The 17,607-nt window shown below is 48.5% G+C and carries 16 protein-coding genes and 1 pseudogene; 5 read left to right on the top strand and 12 right to left on the bottom strand.

Annotation, left to right across the window (positions count from 1 at the left end):
• Positions 1 to 3: 3 nt before the first annotated feature.
• Together nosZ and JJQ88_RS03360 are read right to left on the bottom strand one after the other, a co-directional pair.
• Positions 4 to 1,875, bottom strand: a complete 1,872-nt coding sequence (gene nosZ / locus JJQ88_RS03355; RefSeq protein WP_210364329.1) for a Sec-dependent nitrous-oxide reductase — start codon at positions 1,873 to 1,875, stop codon at positions 4 to 6.
• A gap of 26 nt (positions 1,876 to 1,901) precedes the next feature.
• Complete coding sequence (locus tag JJQ88_RS03360; RefSeq protein ID WP_210364330.1) at positions 1,902 to 2,351, bottom strand: cytochrome C; 450 nt, start codon at positions 2,349 to 2,351, stop codon at positions 1,902 to 1,904.
• Positions 2,352 to 2,619: 268 nt separating this feature from the next.
• Between JJQ88_RS03360 and JJQ88_RS03365 the strand changes: the two genes are divergently transcribed.
• Positions 2,620 to 3,714: a PRK06851 family protein gene (locus JJQ88_RS03365; RefSeq protein ID WP_210364331.1), complete on the top strand. Its 1,095-nt coding sequence runs from the start codon at positions 2,620 to 2,622 to the stop codon at positions 3,712 to 3,714.
• Between the two features lie 54 nt (positions 3,715 to 3,768).
• Positions 3,769 to 4,206: a hypothetical protein gene (locus JJQ88_RS03370; protein ID WP_481748275.1), complete on the top strand. Its 438-nt coding sequence runs from the start codon at positions 3,769 to 3,771 to the stop codon at positions 4,204 to 4,206.
• Positions 4,207 to 4,364: 158 nt separating this feature from the next.
• Here the strand turns inward: JJQ88_RS03370 and JJQ88_RS03375 are convergent, their stop codons facing one another.
• The 6 genes from JJQ88_RS03375 to JJQ88_RS03400 all read right to left on the bottom strand — a co-directional run bounded on the left by JJQ88_RS03375 (position 4,365) and on the right by JJQ88_RS03400 (position 11,780).
• Positions 4,365 to 5,726 (bottom strand): YjiH family protein, encoded by a 1,362-nt coding sequence (locus JJQ88_RS03375; protein ID WP_246860914.1) that lies wholly within the window; start codon positions 5,724 to 5,726, stop codon positions 4,365 to 4,367.
• A gap of 165 nt (positions 5,727 to 5,891) precedes the next feature.
• Positions 5,892 to 7,550: a glycoside hydrolase family 13 protein gene (locus JJQ88_RS03380; protein ID WP_210364332.1), complete on the bottom strand. Its 1,659-nt coding sequence runs from the start codon at positions 7,548 to 7,550 to the stop codon at positions 5,892 to 5,894.
• Positions 7,551 to 7,578: 28 nt separating this feature from the next.
• Positions 7,579 to 8,619, bottom strand: a complete 1,041-nt coding sequence (locus JJQ88_RS03385) for a LacI family DNA-binding transcriptional regulator (protein ID WP_210364333.1) — start codon at positions 8,617 to 8,619, stop codon at positions 7,579 to 7,581.
• A 69-nt stretch (positions 8,620 to 8,688) separates the two neighbouring features.
• A complete protein-coding gene (locus tag JJQ88_RS03390) occupies positions 8,689 to 9,510 on the bottom strand; it encodes a carbohydrate ABC transporter permease (protein ID WP_210364334.1) in 822 nt (273 codons plus the stop codon).
• Positions 9,510 to 10,370, bottom strand: coding sequence for a carbohydrate ABC transporter permease (locus JJQ88_RS03395; protein ID WP_210364335.1), 861 nt, complete (start codon positions 10,368 to 10,370; stop codon positions 9,510 to 9,512). The genes JJQ88_RS03390 and JJQ88_RS03395 overlap by 1 nt, the downstream gene beginning before the upstream one ends.
• 105 nt (positions 10,371 to 10,475) lie before the next feature.
• A complete protein-coding gene (locus JJQ88_RS03400) occupies positions 10,476 to 11,780 on the bottom strand; it encodes an ABC transporter substrate-binding protein (RefSeq protein WP_210364336.1) in 1,305 nt (434 codons plus the stop codon).
• A 381-nt stretch (positions 11,781 to 12,161) separates the two neighbouring features.
• Here JJQ88_RS03400 and JJQ88_RS03405 point away from each other — a divergent pair, with 381 nt between their 5' ends.
• On the top strand, positions 12,162 to 13,022 hold the full coding sequence (locus tag JJQ88_RS03405) for a Cof-type HAD-IIB family hydrolase (protein ID WP_210364337.1): 861 nt from the start codon (positions 12,162 to 12,164) through the stop codon (positions 13,020 to 13,022).
• Between the two features lie 51 nt (positions 13,023 to 13,073).
• Positions 13,074 to 14,210 (top strand): PQQ-dependent sugar dehydrogenase, encoded by a 1,137-nt coding sequence (locus JJQ88_RS03410; protein WP_246860915.1) that lies wholly within the window; start codon positions 13,074 to 13,076, stop codon positions 14,208 to 14,210.
• A 215-nt stretch (positions 14,211 to 14,425) separates the two neighbouring features.
• Here the strand turns inward: JJQ88_RS03410 and JJQ88_RS21175 are convergent.
• From JJQ88_RS21175 to JJQ88_RS03425, 3 genes and pseudogenes are all read right to left on the bottom strand, one after another.
• Positions 14,426 to 14,605 (bottom strand): annotated as a pseudogene (locus JJQ88_RS21175) (TetR/AcrR family transcriptional regulator); the annotation flags it as partial.
• Entirely contained in the window at positions 14,595 to 15,260 is a 666-nt protein-coding gene (gene bshB2 / locus JJQ88_RS03420) for a bacillithiol biosynthesis deacetylase BshB2 (RefSeq protein ID WP_210364338.1), read from the bottom strand. The pseudogene JJQ88_RS21175 and the gene bshB2, both read right to left, overlap by 11 nt.
• Positions 15,261 to 15,300: 40 nt before the next feature.
• Positions 15,301 to 15,648 (bottom strand): YojF family protein, encoded by a 348-nt coding sequence (locus tag JJQ88_RS03425; RefSeq protein WP_210364339.1) that lies wholly within the window; start codon positions 15,646 to 15,648, stop codon positions 15,301 to 15,303.
• Positions 15,649 to 15,846: 198 nt separating this feature from the next.
• Here JJQ88_RS03425 and JJQ88_RS03430 point away from each other — a divergent pair, with 198 nt between their 5' ends.
• Complete coding sequence (locus JJQ88_RS03430) at positions 15,847 to 16,209, top strand: YndM family protein (protein ID WP_210364340.1); 363 nt, start codon at positions 15,847 to 15,849, stop codon at positions 16,207 to 16,209.
• A gap of 163 nt (positions 16,210 to 16,372) precedes the next feature.
• Here the strand turns inward: JJQ88_RS03430 and pdxK are convergent, their stop codons facing one another.
• On the bottom strand, positions 16,373 to 17,200 hold the full coding sequence (gene pdxK, locus JJQ88_RS03435; RefSeq protein WP_210364341.1) for a pyridoxine/pyridoxal/pyridoxamine kinase: 828 nt from the start codon (positions 17,198 to 17,200) through the stop codon (positions 16,373 to 16,375).
• Positions 17,201 to 17,607 lie beyond the last annotated feature (407 nt).

A 17,607-nucleotide genomic window follows, 5' to 3' on the forward strand; every position in this document is an offset into this window, starting at 1 on the left:
ATCTTATTTAGGTTCGACCAATAGGTAACCGCTCATTTCCTGGTGGAGAGCTGAACAGAAGTTTGTGCAGTAGATCGGGAACGTGCCCGCTTTATCTGCGGTGAATTCTATCGTGCTCGTCTGGCCTGGCTGGACTTCATAGTTCAGGTCATGGTCCATGATGCCGAAGCCGTGGGTGATATCCTGGTCAAGGTCGATATTCGTCAAGTGGATGAAGACTTTTTCTCCCTGTTTGACCTTGATTTCGTCAGGGCGTTTTGCTTTTGCGTCAAAGACGAACTTGGACCGCATTGCGACACCGTATACGTGGACTTCATTGCCTTTGCGTTCAATCCGCGTGTCTTCCTGCTTCCAGACTGAATTTTCACGTTTCTCGTCTTTCGGGTAAATCGGGATTGCCTTGATCTTGTCGCGGTGGATTGTCTGAGCATAGTGCGGCTCAGGGTCAACAGGACTTGTGTACACCATCGACATCTTATTGCCGGAAATGTCGATCAATTCCATTGATTCCGGGTGGGAAGGCCCTACGGAAAGGAAATTGTCCTTCGCGATTTTATTAAGGGAAACGATCCATTTTCCGTCTGGTGAGGCAGTATCGCCTTCAGCAGCAGTAGAGTGGCCTGGTGAATAGTGTACTGGAATCCGGTCGACGACTTCGCCGGTGTCGATTTTCCACTTAACGATTTCAGAAGAAATGAACATTGTGTTGTAGGCATGGCCTTTATCATCGAATTGGGTGTGAAGAGGCCCAAGTGCTCCAGGAGGGTCAACTTCACGTTCAACAACCTTGTCATATGGCAGGACGGGAATCCCGAATTTTTCATCTTCAAAGGTGTTGTTCTTGATCAGTTCGAACGCTTTCTCAAAGGAGAACACGGTCATCAGCGGCGCAAGCTTTCCTGATGCGATGAAGCGTGTGCCGTCCGGGGTTACATCAACACCATGCGGCGACTTTGCCACAGGGACTGCATAGATGGATCCTTTATGCTTGCGGGGATCGATCATCTTTGCACCGTTGACTTCCTCATATTCTCCATCGGCAATTTTCTTTTCGAGTTCTTTCCAGTTGATCAGGACGATGTAGTCGCGGTCGTTCTGGGATGCATTGATTTCATTGTTCGTTGTCGCAAACTCTGTGTTGTAAGTCGTCATCACGATCCAGTCGCCGGATATTTTCTTCCCGGCATCGGATAGGTCATAGGACCAAGGCGGAAGCATGATTTGGTAAGCTAAATCGAAATCCTTTTTCTTCTGGTCGAATTTGACCATTGAAACGACGCCCTTATATTTTTCCTCGAAGTCATCGAGAGAGGCGTATTCCTTGCCGAGCGGGACGGAGAAGCGCGTAGGCATGACAATGTATTCCGTATTTTGCGTGACGAATGTGCCCGCATGCGGACCGCCCATGTTCGGCATTTCCATGATATCCGCGGTATGGAAAGTACTCAGGTCAACAGCAGCGATCCTGTTATTGGCAACGTCATTCGCGAACAAGAACTTTCCGTCATATTCGGCATTCGTTTCGGAAATCGCCGGATGGTGGAAATCGCCCCAGGTGTATTTGCCAAGCATTTCTTTCGATTTTTTATCGAAACCGTAGCCGGTTGCCGGGTCCGGAGTGAAGACAGGCACCGTCCGTATTTTCCTCATCGACGGAAGGCCGTAGACGAACAGCTGTCCTGAGTGGCCTCCTGAAGAAAGCATATAATATTCATCATGCTCTCCGTATGGGATATACACCTTTTCGGCATTCGACTTATTTGCGGTGTCTTTGCTTGCTTCTCCTTTAGGCCCTGTTGAAAAATCGGCGAAAAATACGGTTGCCGCCATGAATCCGGCAAGCAGCCCCGAAGCTGCGGGAACCCATTTCTTCATGAATACTGCACCACCTTTTGTTTTGGTCATTTTGCTTTAGAAGCTTCTTCAAGGACTTTGACGACACTGGAAATTTCTTCGTCGGTCAGCGGGTTGCCGCCGATTACGCCCGACATGACAGCAGAAGTTGGTTCTTTCAGGAATTCGGCTACAGGTTTGCCATGCTTTCCTTCCACATTGTTGAATGCTTGTGAAAGGTCTGGCCCGGTGGCGCCGCCTTTGAGGTTCAAGGACTCCACTGAGTGGCATCCAAGGCATCCTTTTGTCTGCAGGATGTTCTCTTCGCCGCCAGAAGCAGTTTGCTCTGCTGCAGGCTCGGTTTTTTCCTCCGTCTTAGCCTCATCAGGCTTTGTTTGCTCGGTAGCAACAGAAGGTTGCTCCTCGCTTTTATCCCCGCCAATGACATCGAATACGACGTATCCTAGCCCTAGTCCAATAAGAGCACTGATGATGAAATGGATGATCGGTTTCTTCACGTTCTTCCCCCCCTAGAATGGTTTACATGTAAATCCTAACTTTTCGATTGAAGTGACTAAGTGATGAACTGCACACATTTATGTTTTTATTGTGAATGATTTGTGAAAACGCTTTGAAATAGTGTGAGGCATGTCACGTTGCAAGGGGTGGGTGTATTTGTTGCCCGGGAAATAATTAAGGTGGGCATTCACCCAGGCGGGAAAAGGCGCATATAGTAATCAAGAAGCGACAAAATGCTGTGTAAACGGCTGGAGGGAGTGCGGCTTAATGGCAGGAAGGATACTGAATTATTTCGCTGGCGGAAATACGGCGCGGGGATTCCACAGTTTATATGATTCCAATCTGCAAGGTCTCAATCGCCTGTTCATCCTGAAGGGAGGGCCGGGGACAGGGAAATCATCACTCATGAAAAAAATCGGCCATGACTGGCTGGAGAAGGGCTTTGATATTGAATTCCTACATTGCTCATCGGACAGTCAATCGATTGATGGCGTCATCATCCCGAAATTGAAGGCAGGCATTGTCGACGGGACAGCTCCGCATGTGATCGAGCCGAAAGCTCCGGGGGCGGTCGAGGAATATGTGAACCTCGGGGACGCATGGGATTCAGGAAAGCTCCAGGCCCACAAAAAAGAAATCGTCCAGCTCACCGGGCAGATCAGCGGGGCTTTCAATATGGCCTACAGCCTATTTGCCGAAGCTTTGAGGATCCATGATGAGTGGGAGGAATTTTATATTGAAAACATGGATTTCCAAAAGGCGAACCAATTCACCCGGGAATGGATCGAAAAACTTTTCGGAGAACGGCAAGGAACCGGAAAGGGAAGGGTACATGACCGTTTCCTTGGGGCTGCGACGCCGATTGGCGCTGTCGATTATGTCCCAAATCTCACAGAAACGGTTGAAAAGCGCTATTTCATTAAAGGGCGCCCCGGATCGGGGAAATCAACGATGCTGAAAAAACTGGCCGCCGAGGCTCATTCACGTGGCTTTGATGTCGAGGTGTACCACTGCGGGTTCGATCCCCACAGCCTTGATATGGTCATTGTCCGCGAGCTGGGCTTCGCGATCTTTGACAGCACAGCCCCGCACGAATATTTTCCGGAACGGGAAACAGACGAGATCATCGACATGTATAGCGAATTGATCGCACCAGGGACGGATGAAAAATATGCCGGGGAAATCGCCGATGTCTCAGCCAGGTATAAAGCAAAAATGGGCGAGGCGATGGCGTCGCTGGCTGTGGCAAAAGAACTTCATGATGAGCTTGAGAAAATTTATATCCAGGCAATGGATTTTACAAAGATCGAGGAAATCACGAAAAAAATCCACGAAGAGATCAAGAGCCTGATTGTCCACTAGGCACAAAATTGGGCGCAGTGCATAAAGTAGATGGAAAAACAAAAGAGAGGGGATATGAGTTTGAATTACAACAGCTTCTATCCGAATGACCCATATCAGCAATTAGAAGACCAGTATCATGATATTCATGCCGATGGCAGGATCTTTCCTGGCCAGGGTGGTGGATATCCAGGCGGAGGTTTCCCTGGGCAGGGCGGAGGAGTGCCAGGCGGGTTCCCAGGAGGACAGCAGGGGGGCGGAGCGCCAACATCCCCGCCGCCGGCGTTCATCCCCCAGGAAACACAGGCAGCTACGTTTGCCGTCGACCCGGGCGGAATCCGAAGGTGCTTGTACCGCTTCACCTACGTCTGGCTAGTCAATGGCCGCAGCTTCTGGTTCTACCCTATCTTCGTCGGACGCAACTCTGTGACGGGATATCGCTGGCGCCGCCGCTATGGCTGGGTCTATTTTGGAATCGACCTCAGGATGATCCGTTCATTCCAGTGTTTTTGATCGCTGCCTGAAGTGATCATTGACTTTGCCATGATCGGAAAGCTTCGGCAGGCCTAAGACATTTCTGGGCAAAAAAGATAGGTGCGGGCGGGATGAAGCCAACCGCAGGAAACATGAAAAGAGAGCCCCTGCAAGCAGGGGCTCTCTTTAACGATTGATTAAAATATGAGGTGGGCAACAAGGACGATAACAGGCAGCGTCACGATTGTCCGCTGAAGGAAAATGATGAACAATTCCCAAAAGCTGACTGGGATTTTTGACCCGAGCAGCAGGCCGCCGACCTCGGACATATAAATCAATTGGGTAACTGAGACAGCCGCAATGATGAACCTTGTCATCGGGCTCGCGATGTCGGCCCCAATGACGGATGGAAGGAACATATCGGCAAAGCCGACGATCAGTGTCTCGGAAGCAGCTTTTGCTTCAGGCACCTGCATCCATTCAAGCACCGGGATGAACGGCATGCCGAGCCATTGGAAGACAGGTGTATATTCGGCAACGATCAAGGCGAGGGTTCCAAGCGCCATGACAATCGGGGCAACACCCATCCACATATCAAGGATGTTTTTTACGCCGGAAAGAAAGAAATCCTTCAAGCTGCGATTGCCTCTAGCTTTTTCCACAGCCTGCGCCATTCCCCATGAGAATGGCGTGTAGCCTTGGGGAATCTTCTCTTCGGAATAATCATCCGATTTTTCCACGTAGTAGGTATCAGGTTTCCTGGAAAGCGGCGGAATGCGCGGGACGATGATCGCCGCGATTACGCCGGCGCCTGTCACGGTCAGATAAAAAGGCACAAACATGCTCGGCAAACCGACCTGTGAAATGACAACAAGGCTGAAGGTGATCGATACCACGGAGAAAGTTGTGCCTATGACCACAGCCTCTCTTCTTGTGTAATATCCTTCTTCATACTGTTTGCTTGTCAAAAGGACACCAATTGTCCCGTCACCGAGCCATGAAGCAAGGCAGTCAATCGATGATCGTCCCGGCAGCTTGAATATCGGGCGCATCACCTTTGTCAGCAGGGTGCCGAAAAGCTCAAGCAGGCCGAAATCCAAAAGCAGCGGCAAAAACAAGCCGGCAAACAGGAAGACAGAAAACAGGATCGGCAGCAGGTCGTTCAACAACAAACCCCCGGTGTTTTCCGACCATATCGCTTCAGGCCCAAGCTTGAATAGCGTCATGATTGCAAAAGCCGCGCCAAGGGTCCTGGCAATCAGCCAGATGACGGGCACATCGAGCAGCGACTTCAGGAAAGGGCTGCGATTCAGGATGTGCGGGCGAACCGTCTTGATGACCAATGTACCGATCAAGGTAAGGACAATGATGGCGGTCATGATAGCCGGAAGCCAGTCCGCGAGCAACTCCTGGATGAAACCGGACAGGACGGCGATTGGAATCGTGATTTCTCCTTTGTAGGAGATGGGGATCATGAAGAAGAAGATCCCCAGGAATGATGGAATGATAAATGCGAATAGATCACCAGCGGATCTTGATTTTTGAAGTGGTTTTCCCAAAATGATTGCCCCTTAAGAATACATATTTATAAGTCACAAAACATTTTAATGCAAATTATCCCGTTTGCCAACCCTTTTGGGCACATAGGTAATATTCTCCTAAATGAAAACGCTTAAACCAGCTGGCAATAAAAAAAGGATGCCAACCGGGGCATCCTGAAAAATTCATTTGAGATAAACTCTTGTTTCATAAGGTTTTAATGTAAAGCCAGTAACTGGCCGATGCTGTTCGACTTCGTAATTGTGAAGCAGCAGCCCGTCTGAATCAATTGGCAGCCTATCGTATGAATACTCCGCCGGCATGCAAGAAAGGTTCGAAAGGATGATCGCCTGCTGATCTCCGAGGGTCCGGGTATAGGCGAAAATCTGCTCGTCATCCTCGAGGATCAAATCGTAAGTTCCATACGTGAAGACGTCATGGTCTTTCTTGATCCTGATCATTTTTTTGTAAAAATGAAGGATGGAGCCAGGGTCGTGCAGTTGCTGCTCGACATTGATTTCTGCATAATTGGGGTTGATGCCCAGCCATGGCTTCCCGGTTGTGAATCCGGCATTAGGTGCATCGGACCATTGCATCGGGGTGCGCGAATTATCGCGGCTCGTCGCCCAGATGAAATCCATGATCTCGTCATGCGGGACACCATTTTGCCTCCTGATTTCATACATGTTCCTGACCGCGACATCATCATAGTCCTCAATAGAAGGGAACTGGACGTTTGTCATCCCGATTTCCTGCCCTTGATAGATGAAAGGGGTTCCCTGCATCAGGAAGTACATCGCGGCGAGTGCTGTCGCGCTTTCCTTCCAGTATTCGCTGTCATTGCCCCATGTCGAGACAATCCTGGCTTTATCATGGTTTTCAATGAATAACGCATTCCAGCCCTTTCCTTCCAGCCCTTTCTGCCAGCGGGTGAAAACTTTCTTGAGCTTGCCGATATCAAGCGATTTTTTCTCGGAATCCCAGAGGTCGAGGTGCTCGAACTGAAAGACCATGTTGAATTTTCCTTTTTCCTCGCCAACCCAGAGCTCTGCTTCCTCGATGCTGACGCCATTCGCCTCGCCGACGGTCATGATGTCATATTTCGAGAATGTTTCCTGCTTAAGCTCCTCAAGGTATTCCTGGATCCCGTCCACGTTCATATGTTTGTCGAATGAAGAGACATACTGAAGTCCTTCAGGGTTCGGCATGTCCTTTAGGCCTTCTTCCTTCTTGATATGGCTGATCGCGTCAACACGGAATCCGTCAATGCCTTTATCGAGCCACCAGTTGATCATCCCATACAGGGCATAGCGGACTTCCTTGTTTTCCCAATTCAAATCGGGCTGCTTTCGCGAGAATATATGCAGGAAATACTGATCCGTATTTTCATCGAATTCCCAGGCAGAGCCGCCGAAGATGCTTTCCCAGTTATTCGGCTCGGCGCCATTCTTGCCGTCCCGCCAAATGTACCAGTCCCGCTTCGGATTATCTTTCGATGAGCGCGATTCAATGAACCAGGCGTGTTCATCGCTTGTATGGTTGATGACAAGGTCGATGATCAGCTTCATCCCGCGCTTATGCGTTTCCTCAAGAAGCTGGTCGAAGTCCTCCATCGTGCCAAATTCGTCCATGATTCCCTGGTAATCACTGATATCATAGCCGTTATCGTCATTCGGGGATTTATACATCGGACAAATCCAGATGACATCGATGCCTAAATCCTTTAAATAATCAAGCTTTGAAATCATTCCTTGTAAATCGCCGATTCCGTCGCCATTCGAATCCTTGAAGCTTCGGGGATAGACCTGATAGGCGACAGCTTCTTTCCACCATATATGTTTCATATGTGTCCTCATTCCTTTTTAAGCACAATTATTTTGTATCTTCATGCTGGCTGATCGCATAGCAGGAACTCCGTTCAATCATCCTCGCCGGGATGGTAATCCTCTTTGGCAGCGTCTTGGGGTTTTTAATGATTTCTATTAAACAGTTGGCTGATTCCAAGCCTAACTGGAAGATTTCAATATTCACAGACGTCAATTGTGGCTTGATGTGCTTTGCCAGCGGGATGTCATTGAAGCCGACAATCGATATCTCCTCAGGCACGTTGATATTCAGCTCCTCTGCATGACTTAAAAGCTCGATTGCAGTGAAATCATCTGCCACGACAAGTGCGGTTGGCGGTTCATAAGAGGAAAGGAAGTGCTCGATGCCTGCTTTTCCTTCTGTTTTTAAACATTTTTCATGGATGACATATTTTTCATCGTATTCAATGCCAGCTTCTGTAAGAGCCTGCTTATAGCCTTCCAGACGGTCGATTGTAAAAACATAATCGAGATTGACTCCGACAAAAGCTATTTTCCTGTGCCCAAGGCGGATCAAATATTCAGTTACTTGCCTGGTGATAAAGATATTGTCATTATCTACGTAAGTGATTCGCTCGGCATTCTTGAACGGCCTGCCGATGACTGTAAAAGGGAATTGCTGGTCAAGCAAATAGTTCATGATTTTATCATCTGTACGGGAATAAAGGAGGATGATGCCATCCACCCGGCGGCCCTGGACCATTGAAACAACCTGCTGAAAAACTTCCTCATCCTTCACACCTGTTGTCAAATAAATGCCGAAATGATTTTCATGGGCAATTGTACTGATGCCGCGGAGCACCTCGGGAAAAAACGGGTTCTGCAGCGATTGGGTAGCCGAGTTTGGCATAACGATCCCGATCGTTTCGGTGCTGCGGACTACGAGGCTCCGAGCCTGGAAATTCGGATGATATCCGAGCCTTTCCATTTCTTTGCGGACCCGCTTTTTCGTCTCCTCGCTGATATGCGGATGATCAGCGATCACCCTTGAAACGGTCGAGGGTGATACCGCGGCTGCTTTTGCTACATCTTTAATTGTGACTGCCATTGGCCGTCTCTCCCTATAATTAATGATCTTATGTTACTGGAATCGTTCCTTGGATGAAAAGCTTTTTAACTATTTTACAGAGCCTTCTGATACGCCTTTAATGATTTGCTTCTGCAGGAAGAAGTAGACAATGATGACCGGAATGATCGCGATTGTCAAGCCAGCCAGCGCCAAATGCCATTGCTTCGTATATTCCCCAAAGAAGAAAAACATCTTGAGCGGGATTGTTTCCATGCCTTGCTGGTTGATGACAAGCGATGGAAGCAGGTAGTCATTCCAGATCCAGATGATATTGAGAATCGCGACTGTAACTGTGACCGGTTTCAGCATCGGGAAAATGATATGCCAGAAAATCTGGAACTTATTTGCTCCGTCTATCGTAGCGGCTTCATCAAGTGATTTTGGGATCCCGCTCAAAGTTCCATGGTAGAGGAAGATTGACAGGCTGGCGCCAAAACCGAGATACATGAAGACCAACCCACCCCTGTTCAGCATTTCTAGCTTGCCGAAAATCGAAATCAACGGAATCATGACTGATTGGAAAGGAATCAGCATCGCCGCAACGAACAGCATGAAGATGACGCCGCTGATTTTCCCGCCCCTGCGGGAAAGCGCATAGGCAGCCATCGAAGAAAAGATGATGATGACTGAAACGGCAAGCACGGTGATCAGCAAAGAGTTAAAGAAAGTCTTGATGAAGTCAAGACGTTCGAATGCCTCGACATAGTTGTCAAATGTAAAAACATCTGGGAGTTTCAGGGTATCCGTGAACATTTCCCTTTTTGTCTTGAAAGAGTTGACGACCATCAAATAAAAAGGGGAGAGCCAGAGCAGCGCTAGCAGAATGCCGAGAATTTCGAGGATGACTCTATTTTGCTTTTTTCTCTTCATTACATTTCGACCTCCCGTTTTTTATTGATGTACACCTGTGTCAGCGAAATCGCCGCGACAATCAGGAAGAAAATGACTGCTTTTGCCTGTGCGAAGGCCATTTTGTTTTCAACGAATGCTGTCTTGAAGATTTCCATCGCGACCATCTGCGTGGAATTGAACGGTCCGCCGCCCGTCAAGGAAAGGTTCTGGTCGTAAAGCTTGAACGAATTCGACAGCGTCAAGAACAAGCTGACGGTGAATGCCGGCATCACAAGCGGGAATGTGACATGGTAAAAACGTTGGAAGCTGTTCGCTCCATCAATCTCGGCAGCTTCTAGCAGCTCCTGCGGAACACCTTCAAGAAAACTGATATAAATGACCATGATATATCCGGCCATCTGCCAGCTCATCAGGATGGCCAGTCCCCAGAAGCCTGTCTCTGTAGTGGACAGCCAACCCTGAAGCCCTTCAATCCCGAATATTTCACCGATGCTAGCGAAAACCTTGGTGAAAATGAACTGCCAAATGAAGCCGAGGATGAGTCCGCCAATCAGGTTTGGCATGAAGAAGATCGTCCTCAAAATATTGTTTGTCCTGAATTTTTGCGTAACGAGTAACGCCAAAGAAAGACCGAAAAAGTTGATTAAAAAGACGGAGACGACCGTGAATTTTGTAGTGAACCATAGTGAATCTTTAAATTCTTCTTCGTTGAACAGGGCCTTGTAGTGTTCAAGGCCGACAAATGACGGGGTCTTGATTCCGTTCCAGTCTGTGAACGAGTAATATACACCATACGCCAGCGGTAGAATCACAACTACTGCAAGTGCGAACAATGCTGGAGCCAGGAAAAGCCAGTACCAGAGATTCCGGTTTCGCATCTGTAAATCCCTCCGATCCAAATCATGTCGAAAAACACATTTGCCGATGAAAAAAGACAGGAAACAAAACAGCCGGAGCCGCTCTGTTTCCCGATTTCCCCATGATTATTTACGTGCGTCTGCCCAAGCTTTTGATGATTCTTTGACAAGCTCATCCCAGCTCATTTCGCCACTCACGTACTTCTGGATGTTAACGCCAAGTTTTTCTTGTCCCCATCCTGTTGGATAGCCCATGAATGTCCAGGCCAATGTCTTGCCATCCTGGGAGTATTGGTAAATTTCCTTCGCAAGTGGATCGCTGATTTTGCCAGCGTCATATCCATCATATGCAGGAATGAATTTGAAATCTTCGATAACAGCTGTTTTGCCTTCTTCAGAAGTGTATAGCCAGTCTAAGAATTCTTTCGCTGCTGCTACTTCTTTTTCGTCCTTATTGCTGTTTACAGCCCAGTACATCGGTACGCCAACTGGGATTGAATCTTCTTTGTAGCCTTCGACTGGGATAGGAAGGATGCCGACGCCGCTGCTAGCCAGCTCTTCATCGATTCCAGCGATGGAACCAGATACCCAGTTGCCTTGCTGGATGATGGCTGCTTTGCCAGTAGAGAACAGCTCTTCGACCTGTTTGGCATAATCAAGGCTGACAGTTGGCTGGTCAGAGTATTTATTCTGAAGGTCAAGAACCTTTTTGAAGGCATCTCCATGCTTAAATGTAACTTCCTTGGATTCGAAAGCGTTGATGACATTCTGGTCGAATTCAGGCGCAAGGAATACGTTGGAAAGATGGAGGCCGGTTACCCATGTTTCTTTTGCAGGAAGAGCAAAAACGGAGGTAAGGCCTAATTCCTTCTTCTTACTGTCAAGAGTCTTGACCGCATCTTCTAAAGCTTTGAAGCTGGTAATCGAGGCAGGGTCGATGCCTGCTTTTTCAAAAACATTCTTATTGTAGATGAAGCCGTAGCCTTCCTGGTTGTATGGAAGCCCAAGCACTTTGTCATCTTTTGTAACGCCTTCAAGCGTTCCATTCAGAGCAGCTTTGGCAGCCTTTGTGTCAGAAAGGTCAGCAAGCTTATCCAGCCAGTCTTCAACGTCCTGCGGCCCGCCGACATTATAAATAGCAGGTTCATTGCCTGATGCAAATTTCGATTTAAGCGCTGCGCCATAATCTTCGCCGCCGCCCACGGTCGTGATGTTGATGTTAACACCATCATGAGCTTCCTCATACGCTGCTGCAAGGTCCTCGAATTGGTCCTTGAATTCTACTTTGAATTGGAAAATATCTACTGTGACTTCTCCGTCTTTCCCTTTGCCTCCGGATGCCTTATCATCATTCGATGAGCATCCAGCGAGACCGCCGCCGATCAAAAGGCCAAAGGAAAGAAATGCTGGAACTAGCTTTTTTGCTTTCATTTTTTGACTAACCCCCTGAAAAATGGTTTTGGCGCGCAATCATTGCGTTCCGAAAGCGTTTGCATAATTTTGTGTTTAAATTTAAAGTCAAGCGCTTGCACAACGCCTTAAAACGCTTGCATATAAAAAGTGAAAATTAAGAAGAACAGTTAATATTACTGAATTTCTTAAGGGGAAATCCTGCTGTGGATTTTTATATGCAAACGATTGCAAAGCCTTGGCTCCATCATAGCATAGGATTTTTTTTCTGACAATCTGAAACTTCATCAATCATTTCCATGTCCTATTGATTGCAACTAGTATATACACGTAATATTTGAACAAGGAACCGCGAACGACTATCATGGTAGCAAGACCAAATTCGTTACAGAAGGTGAAATCATGATTAAATGTATTGCGACTGATATGGATGGGACACTGCTTACGGCAACCCAGCAGGTCACTGCGGAGAATCGGGAGGCCGTTTTGAAGGCTCAGGAACAGGGAGTGGAAGTCGTCGTTGCGACCGGGCGTTCTTACCAGGAAGCCATCTTTGTACTTGAAGGAGCAGGCATCAAATGCCCGGTGATCTGTGTCAACGGGGCAGAGGTGCGCTCAGCAGACGGAGAGATTGTCTCTTCAAGCCCGTTGAACAAAGAGGCAGCCAGGCAGGCCGCATTACGCCTTGTTGAGAATGGTGTGTATTTCGAGGTTTATACAAATGAGGGAACATATACGGAAGATGAAGATAAAGCCATCTCCGTCATTGTCGATATTTTTTCCACAGCCAATCCGGAGGTGCCGATCGAGGAGATTGCCGAGGCAGCCGAGGAAAGGTTCCATAAAGGGCTCGTCAAGAAGATTGATGGATATGATCAGCTTTTCAAGGAGGACCAGTACAAAATCTATAAAATCCTTGCTTTTTCGCTCGATCCTGAGAAGCTCGCGGCTGCAAGCGGGGCCATGCAGGATATTAGCGGCCTCGCCATCAGTTCATCGGGCAGTGAAAATATCGAAATCACCAGCATCGATGCCCAGAAAGGAATAGCACTCGAAAAATTTGTCGAGTCTAGAGGTATCAGCCTGCAGGAAACGATGGCGATTGGGGACAATTTCAATGATGTCTCGATGCTCGAAAGAGTCGGCAAGCCTGTCGCGATGGGCAATGCGGCTGAGGAAATTAAAGCCCTTTGCGGAGAAGTGACGGTTACAAATGAAGAAAGCGGCGTGGGCAAGGCGATCATGGCTGTTTTAGAAGATTAATTTACTTCCAGGACCAGGCATAAACCTTATTTTAGAGAAAGGTTTGATGTCATGAATAAACATTGGTATGTATGGTTTGCGATGCTTTTTGTGTTCAGTGCCTGTTCGGGGGCAGGAGAAGATGCGAATCCTGATGGCAGTGAAGGCAGGCAGAACCAGGGGCAGCTGAAACAAGGACAGAAGCAGGATCTGCAGGAACAAGAAGCGGCTGCGCAGGCAGGGGATCTTGAAATAATCGCTGAAAACCTCGATGTTCCCTGGTCGATCAATAAGCTGGGAGAGACGTTTTACCTCAGCGAGCGCGGCGGGACGATTGTGAAGGTGGAAGGCGGCAAAACGTCGCGGCAGCCTGTTGCGCTAAAAAAAGGACTCTCACAGGCATCTGAGGCGGGTTTGCTAGGATTTGTGCTTGCACCTGGGTTCAACCAGTCGCAAAAAGCGTTCGCCTATTACACATACAAAAACGGCAGCGGCCAGTTCAACCGGATTGTTGAATTGACATTGGAAGATGGTGAGTGGAAGGAAGGCCAGCTCCTGCTCGATAAAATCCCGAGCGGCCGATTTCATCACGGCGGCCGGCTGAAACTGGGGCCTGATGGCAAGCTGTACGCCACAGCCGGGGACGCTGCCACGCGGCCGGAGATTGCCCAGGACCTTGATTCACTGGGCGGCAAGATTCTGAGGCTGAACCTGGATGGGTCAGCCCCGGACGACAATCCTTTTAAAGATTCTTATGTGTACAGCTACGGCCACCGCAATCCGCAGGGACTGGCGTGGGACAAAGGTGGTATGATGTATGCCAGCGAGCACGGCCCTTCCGCCCATGATGAAATCAATCTCATCAAGCCTGGGAACAATTATGGATGGCCGGAAATCACCGGCACTGAAAAAAAGGAAGGAATGGAAACCCCTCTATTCCAGTCGGGGGATGACACCTGGGCACCTTCTGGCATGGCAGTGCACAACGGCAAGCTGTACGTCGCCAGTTTAAGAGGAACCGCGGTGCGCGCGTTCGATGTTGGAGCGAAATCATCAAAGGAAGTTGTCACGGGAGTCGGCCGCATACGCGATGTCTTCATTGAAGGGGATTATTTGTACTTTATCAGCAACAATACGGATGGCCGAGGTACGCCAGCTGCCGGTGATGACAAACTTTTCCGCATCAAATTGGCGGATTTGGAGCAATAAAAGCAAAAGAGATTGCTATTGGGATGCTTGTTATAGCTGATGAATGGGAGAACAGCCAGTGCGGCTGTTCTTTTTTGCGGTATATGGGTGGGGAGCGGCGGCGATTCCGCGAATTTTCGTCGAAATCACGCAAGAAGAAGGGTGATTCAGCGATTTTTTGTCGGAATCGCTCAAAAAAGGTCGAAATATCACAAACTGGAAAAAACAAGAGTAGAATGCCGGAAAATCGTTCCTTCCGCGATCGCGGCTTTATTGGCAATTTCACTGGTCGAGGTGGCGGGAAATCCCTTTCCGGTGACAGACTCGATCGCTGACACGATGACTTTCTTTTGGTTTCGGCAAGTTCCCCAAGCGTAACAAAAAAATCCGCCGGAGACGGCGGATTTAAAACTTATAAGTCCAGAAGCGTTCAAGGTTCAGCCAGGCGATCGTCGCCTGGTCGTTTGCCTTCAGCTTTTCGGCCATTTCGGCTACCATCAGCTCAGTTTGGGAGCGGTGGGCTTTGATTGCCTCGAGCTTAACATCTGCCAGCGCACTGATATCGTTGACAATGTCAGGTTGTCCCAATTCCTCCGTGCAATTGCGCGAGAATGCGACCAGCTGAAGCTTTGGCCTTTCGGCTTCCGGCATTTTTCCAACAGCGCGGACGACCGCAGCCCCTGTTGCCTCATGGTCCGGATGGACGGAATAGCCTGGATAGAAGGAAATCACCAGCGACGGGTTCAGTTCGCTGATCAAGGAAGACATCAGGTCTGTCAGTTTGTCTTCATCCTCGAACTCAATCGTTTTATCGCGGAATCCGAGCATCCGTAAATCGGCAATGCCAAGCACCCTGGCCGCTTCCTTCAATTCCTGCCTGCGGATTTCCGGAAGGGTTTCCCTGTTGGCAAACGGAGGGTTGCCCATGTTGCGGCCCATCTGGCCAAGTGTCAGGCATGCGTAAGTAACTGGCGTGCCCATGTTTATATGGGATGCAATCGTTCCGGAAACACCGAATGCTTCATCATCCGGGTGGGGAAATACAACGAGTACATGTCTTTCTTTTTCCATGGTAAATTTTCTCCTTTCAGCCTGCGGCGCGGCCCATGCTTTACTCGAAAGGCGTTGAGCTTATTTGCAGGGCGACCGCAAGCTTACCGTTGAAATCGTGCCCTGCCAGCAGAAGCCTTCCTTTATCATCCAGTTCGTAATGGGTGATGCCTTCCGCGTATACCCAGCCCAGCGGAATTTTCAAAGCGGCCCGGTATGGTCCTTCACCGGTGATTTTCGCGCGTTCATACGTCACCTTTGCGTTGCGGATATAGGCGCCTGCTGAAAAAAACGACTCATTGTTATGGGATGCATACGCCCCGTTCGTCGTCTCGAGGTGGATAAACACTTCTTTATCTTCAAAATTGTCCAGAGCATTCTGGACTTCATGCAAAATAACCGGATCCATTCAATAAATCCTCCTTCCAGTCAACCCAGCACATGTATATTAGCTGAAAGCTTCAGCCAAACTAAGTAAAAAAGATATTTCTATCTTACTAAAAAATATCCCGGAATGCGAAATCTACGCTTAGATCGTTTTTACAGAAAGTGTTTAAACTGGATATGAAGTGGAATAAGTGATGAACGAACGGAAAGGAGGGAAGCAATGGAACACGTAAAAGCTTTGTTGATAAAAGGCATCATGACATTGGCGATCCTCTTTCTTGTATTAGGACTTGAATATGATGCGGGCGCAGGAGACCTGCTGCTTATTACTCTCGTACTTGGAGCGGTATCCTACCTGGCCGGTGATTTGTTCATCCTTCCGAGAACCAGCAATAGGACTGCGACGCTGTCCGATTTTGTCCTGTCATTCCTGGTTGTTTGGGGAATGGGCCTCATGCTGTTCGGCCAGACCGATAACCTGATGGCTGGGGCTTTATTCACCGCATTCCTGATTGCCGGCGGGGAGTGGTTTTTCCACAGCTATATGGCGAACGATGTCTTGTATATCAATCGGAAGATATAAAAGGGTGGCAGCAGCCATCCTTTTTTTAGATGGAAAGCATGAAAATTGGCTTCAAGAACTTTCCGGATCCTGCGCCTTACTCCTCAGGCCATAAGGTTTCATGGGGAAGAGATGGAAAGCAAAAGAGGAAGCCCGGCAGGCTTCCTCTTAAATATCATGGCGATTATTGGTCCAGCTTGCTGCCTGCGCCAAATCTGTTGTAAGCCCCGTGCATGACTGGTCCGACGTATTGATTCAGGCGGAATCCGTGGCTGATGGCTTCGGTGACAAAGTCCTTCGCTACGTTCAATGCCTCATGGACTGTATGGCCTTTTGCCAGCTGTGCGGTGATCGCTGCGGCAAACGTGCAGCCTGCCCCATGGGTGAAGGTCGTATTGATTTTCTCCGATTCGAAGAGTGTGAAGTCTTTTCCATCGTAAAGCAGGTCGACTGCTTTTTCGTGGTCCAGCTTATTTCCGCCTTTGATCATGACATATTTGGCGCCAAGCTCGCTGATCTTTGCTGCGGCCTGCTTCATGTCATCGATTGTGCGGATTGGGCCGGTCCTGGCGAGCTGCCTTGCCTCGAAAAGATTCGGGGTGACGACTGTTGCACGCGGGACAAGCAAATCCCTCAATGCTTCAGTATTCTCCGGCTGGAGTACCTCGTCTTCCCCCTTACATACCATGACTGGATCGATGACGACTTTAGCAAGACCGTGTTCGTCGATCATGCGCGCTGACAGTTCAATGATGTCCACACTGCCAAGCATCCCCGTCTTCATTGCATCGATACCAGTGGATAGAATCGTTTCCAGCTGCTTTTCAACCAATCCAACCGGCTGAGGGAACACCTCGTGATGCCAGTAATTCTTCGGATCCATTGTCACGATTGTCGTCAAAGCATTCATCCCATAGACACCAAGCTCCTGGAATGTCTTCAGGTCTGCCTGTATGCCAGCGCCTCCGCTTGTATCGGAGCCCGCAATCGTCAAAGCCTTCTTCATTGTCATACTATTGCCTCCATTCTAGAAGTATAAAAAGCCCCAGGCCCATTCTCAAGTTCATGCATGAAACCGATGGGGGGACCTTGCCCCCTGCGGAAACCCTTTGAAGGATCAAGGAGCGGCCGGGAAGCAGTGTAGCTGCCGCATTCTATCACGCGATTCCAACAGGTCCGGCAGCTGAGGTCTTTTTGTGCTTTTCCTATGATTATATCAATTTCCGGGCTTTAGACAAAGATTTGGAATCCTGAGTGGCATTAATTAACATATGTCAATTTTGTGGCATTAAGACTTTGACGTGATGAAAGTTACTGTAAGAAAAAATGATATGGATTAGGATGGGGTATGTGAAAATATACCTATGGCTCAAAATAGGTGTTTTCTGTGGGAAAAGTCACAGTTTGTAAGACAATAGA

This window comes from Bacillus sp. REN3, from assembly GCF_017912555.1.
GTDB lineage: Bacteria > Bacillota > Bacilli > Bacillales > Cytobacillaceae > Mesobacillus.

Coding starts and splice junctions, on each gene's coding strand:
- nosZ (WP_210364329.1), bottom strand. CDS start 1,875: ATGAAGAAATGGGTTCCCGCAGCTTCGGGGCTGCTTGCCGGATTCATG.
- JJQ88_RS03365 (WP_210364331.1), top strand. CDS start 2,620: ATGGCAGGAAGGATACTGAATTATTTCGCTGGCGGAAATACGGCGCGG.
- JJQ88_RS03370 (WP_481748275.1), top strand. CDS start 3,769: ATGAGTTTGAATTACAACAGCTTCTATCCGAATGACCCATATCAGCAA.
- JJQ88_RS03380 (WP_210364332.1), bottom strand. CDS start 7,550: ATGAAACATATATGGTGGAAAGAAGCTGTCGCCTATCAGGTCTATCCC.
- JJQ88_RS03385 (WP_210364333.1), bottom strand. CDS start 8,619: ATGGCAGTCACAATTAAAGATGTAGCAAAAGCAGCCGCGGTATCACCC.
- JJQ88_RS03390 (WP_210364334.1), bottom strand. CDS start 9,510: ATGAAGAGAAAAAAGCAAAATAGAGTCATCCTCGAAATTCTCGGCATT.
- JJQ88_RS03395 (WP_210364335.1), bottom strand. CDS start 10,370: ATGCGAAACCGGAATCTCTGGTACTGGCTTTTCCTGGCTCCAGCATTG.
- JJQ88_RS03400 (WP_210364336.1), bottom strand. CDS start 11,780: ATGAAAGCAAAAAAGCTAGTTCCAGCATTTCTTTCCTTTGGCCTTTTG.
- JJQ88_RS03405 (WP_210364337.1), top strand. CDS start 12,162: ATGATTAAATGTATTGCGACTGATATGGATGGGACACTGCTTACGGCA.
- JJQ88_RS03410 (WP_246860915.1), top strand. CDS start 13,074: ATGAATAAACATTGGTATGTATGGTTTGCGATGCTTTTTGTGTTCAGT.
- bshB2 (WP_210364338.1), bottom strand. CDS start 15,260: ATGGAAAAAGAAAGACATGTACTCGTTGTATTTCCCCACCCGGATGAT.
- JJQ88_RS03425 (WP_210364339.1), bottom strand. CDS start 15,648: ATGGATCCGGTTATTTTGCATGAAGTCCAGAATGCTCTGGACAATTTT.
- JJQ88_RS03430 (WP_210364340.1), top strand. CDS start 15,847: ATGGAACACGTAAAAGCTTTGTTGATAAAAGGCATCATGACATTGGCG.
- pdxK (WP_210364341.1), bottom strand. CDS start 17,200: ATGACAATGAAGAAGGCTTTGACGATTGCGGGCTCCGATACAAGCGGA.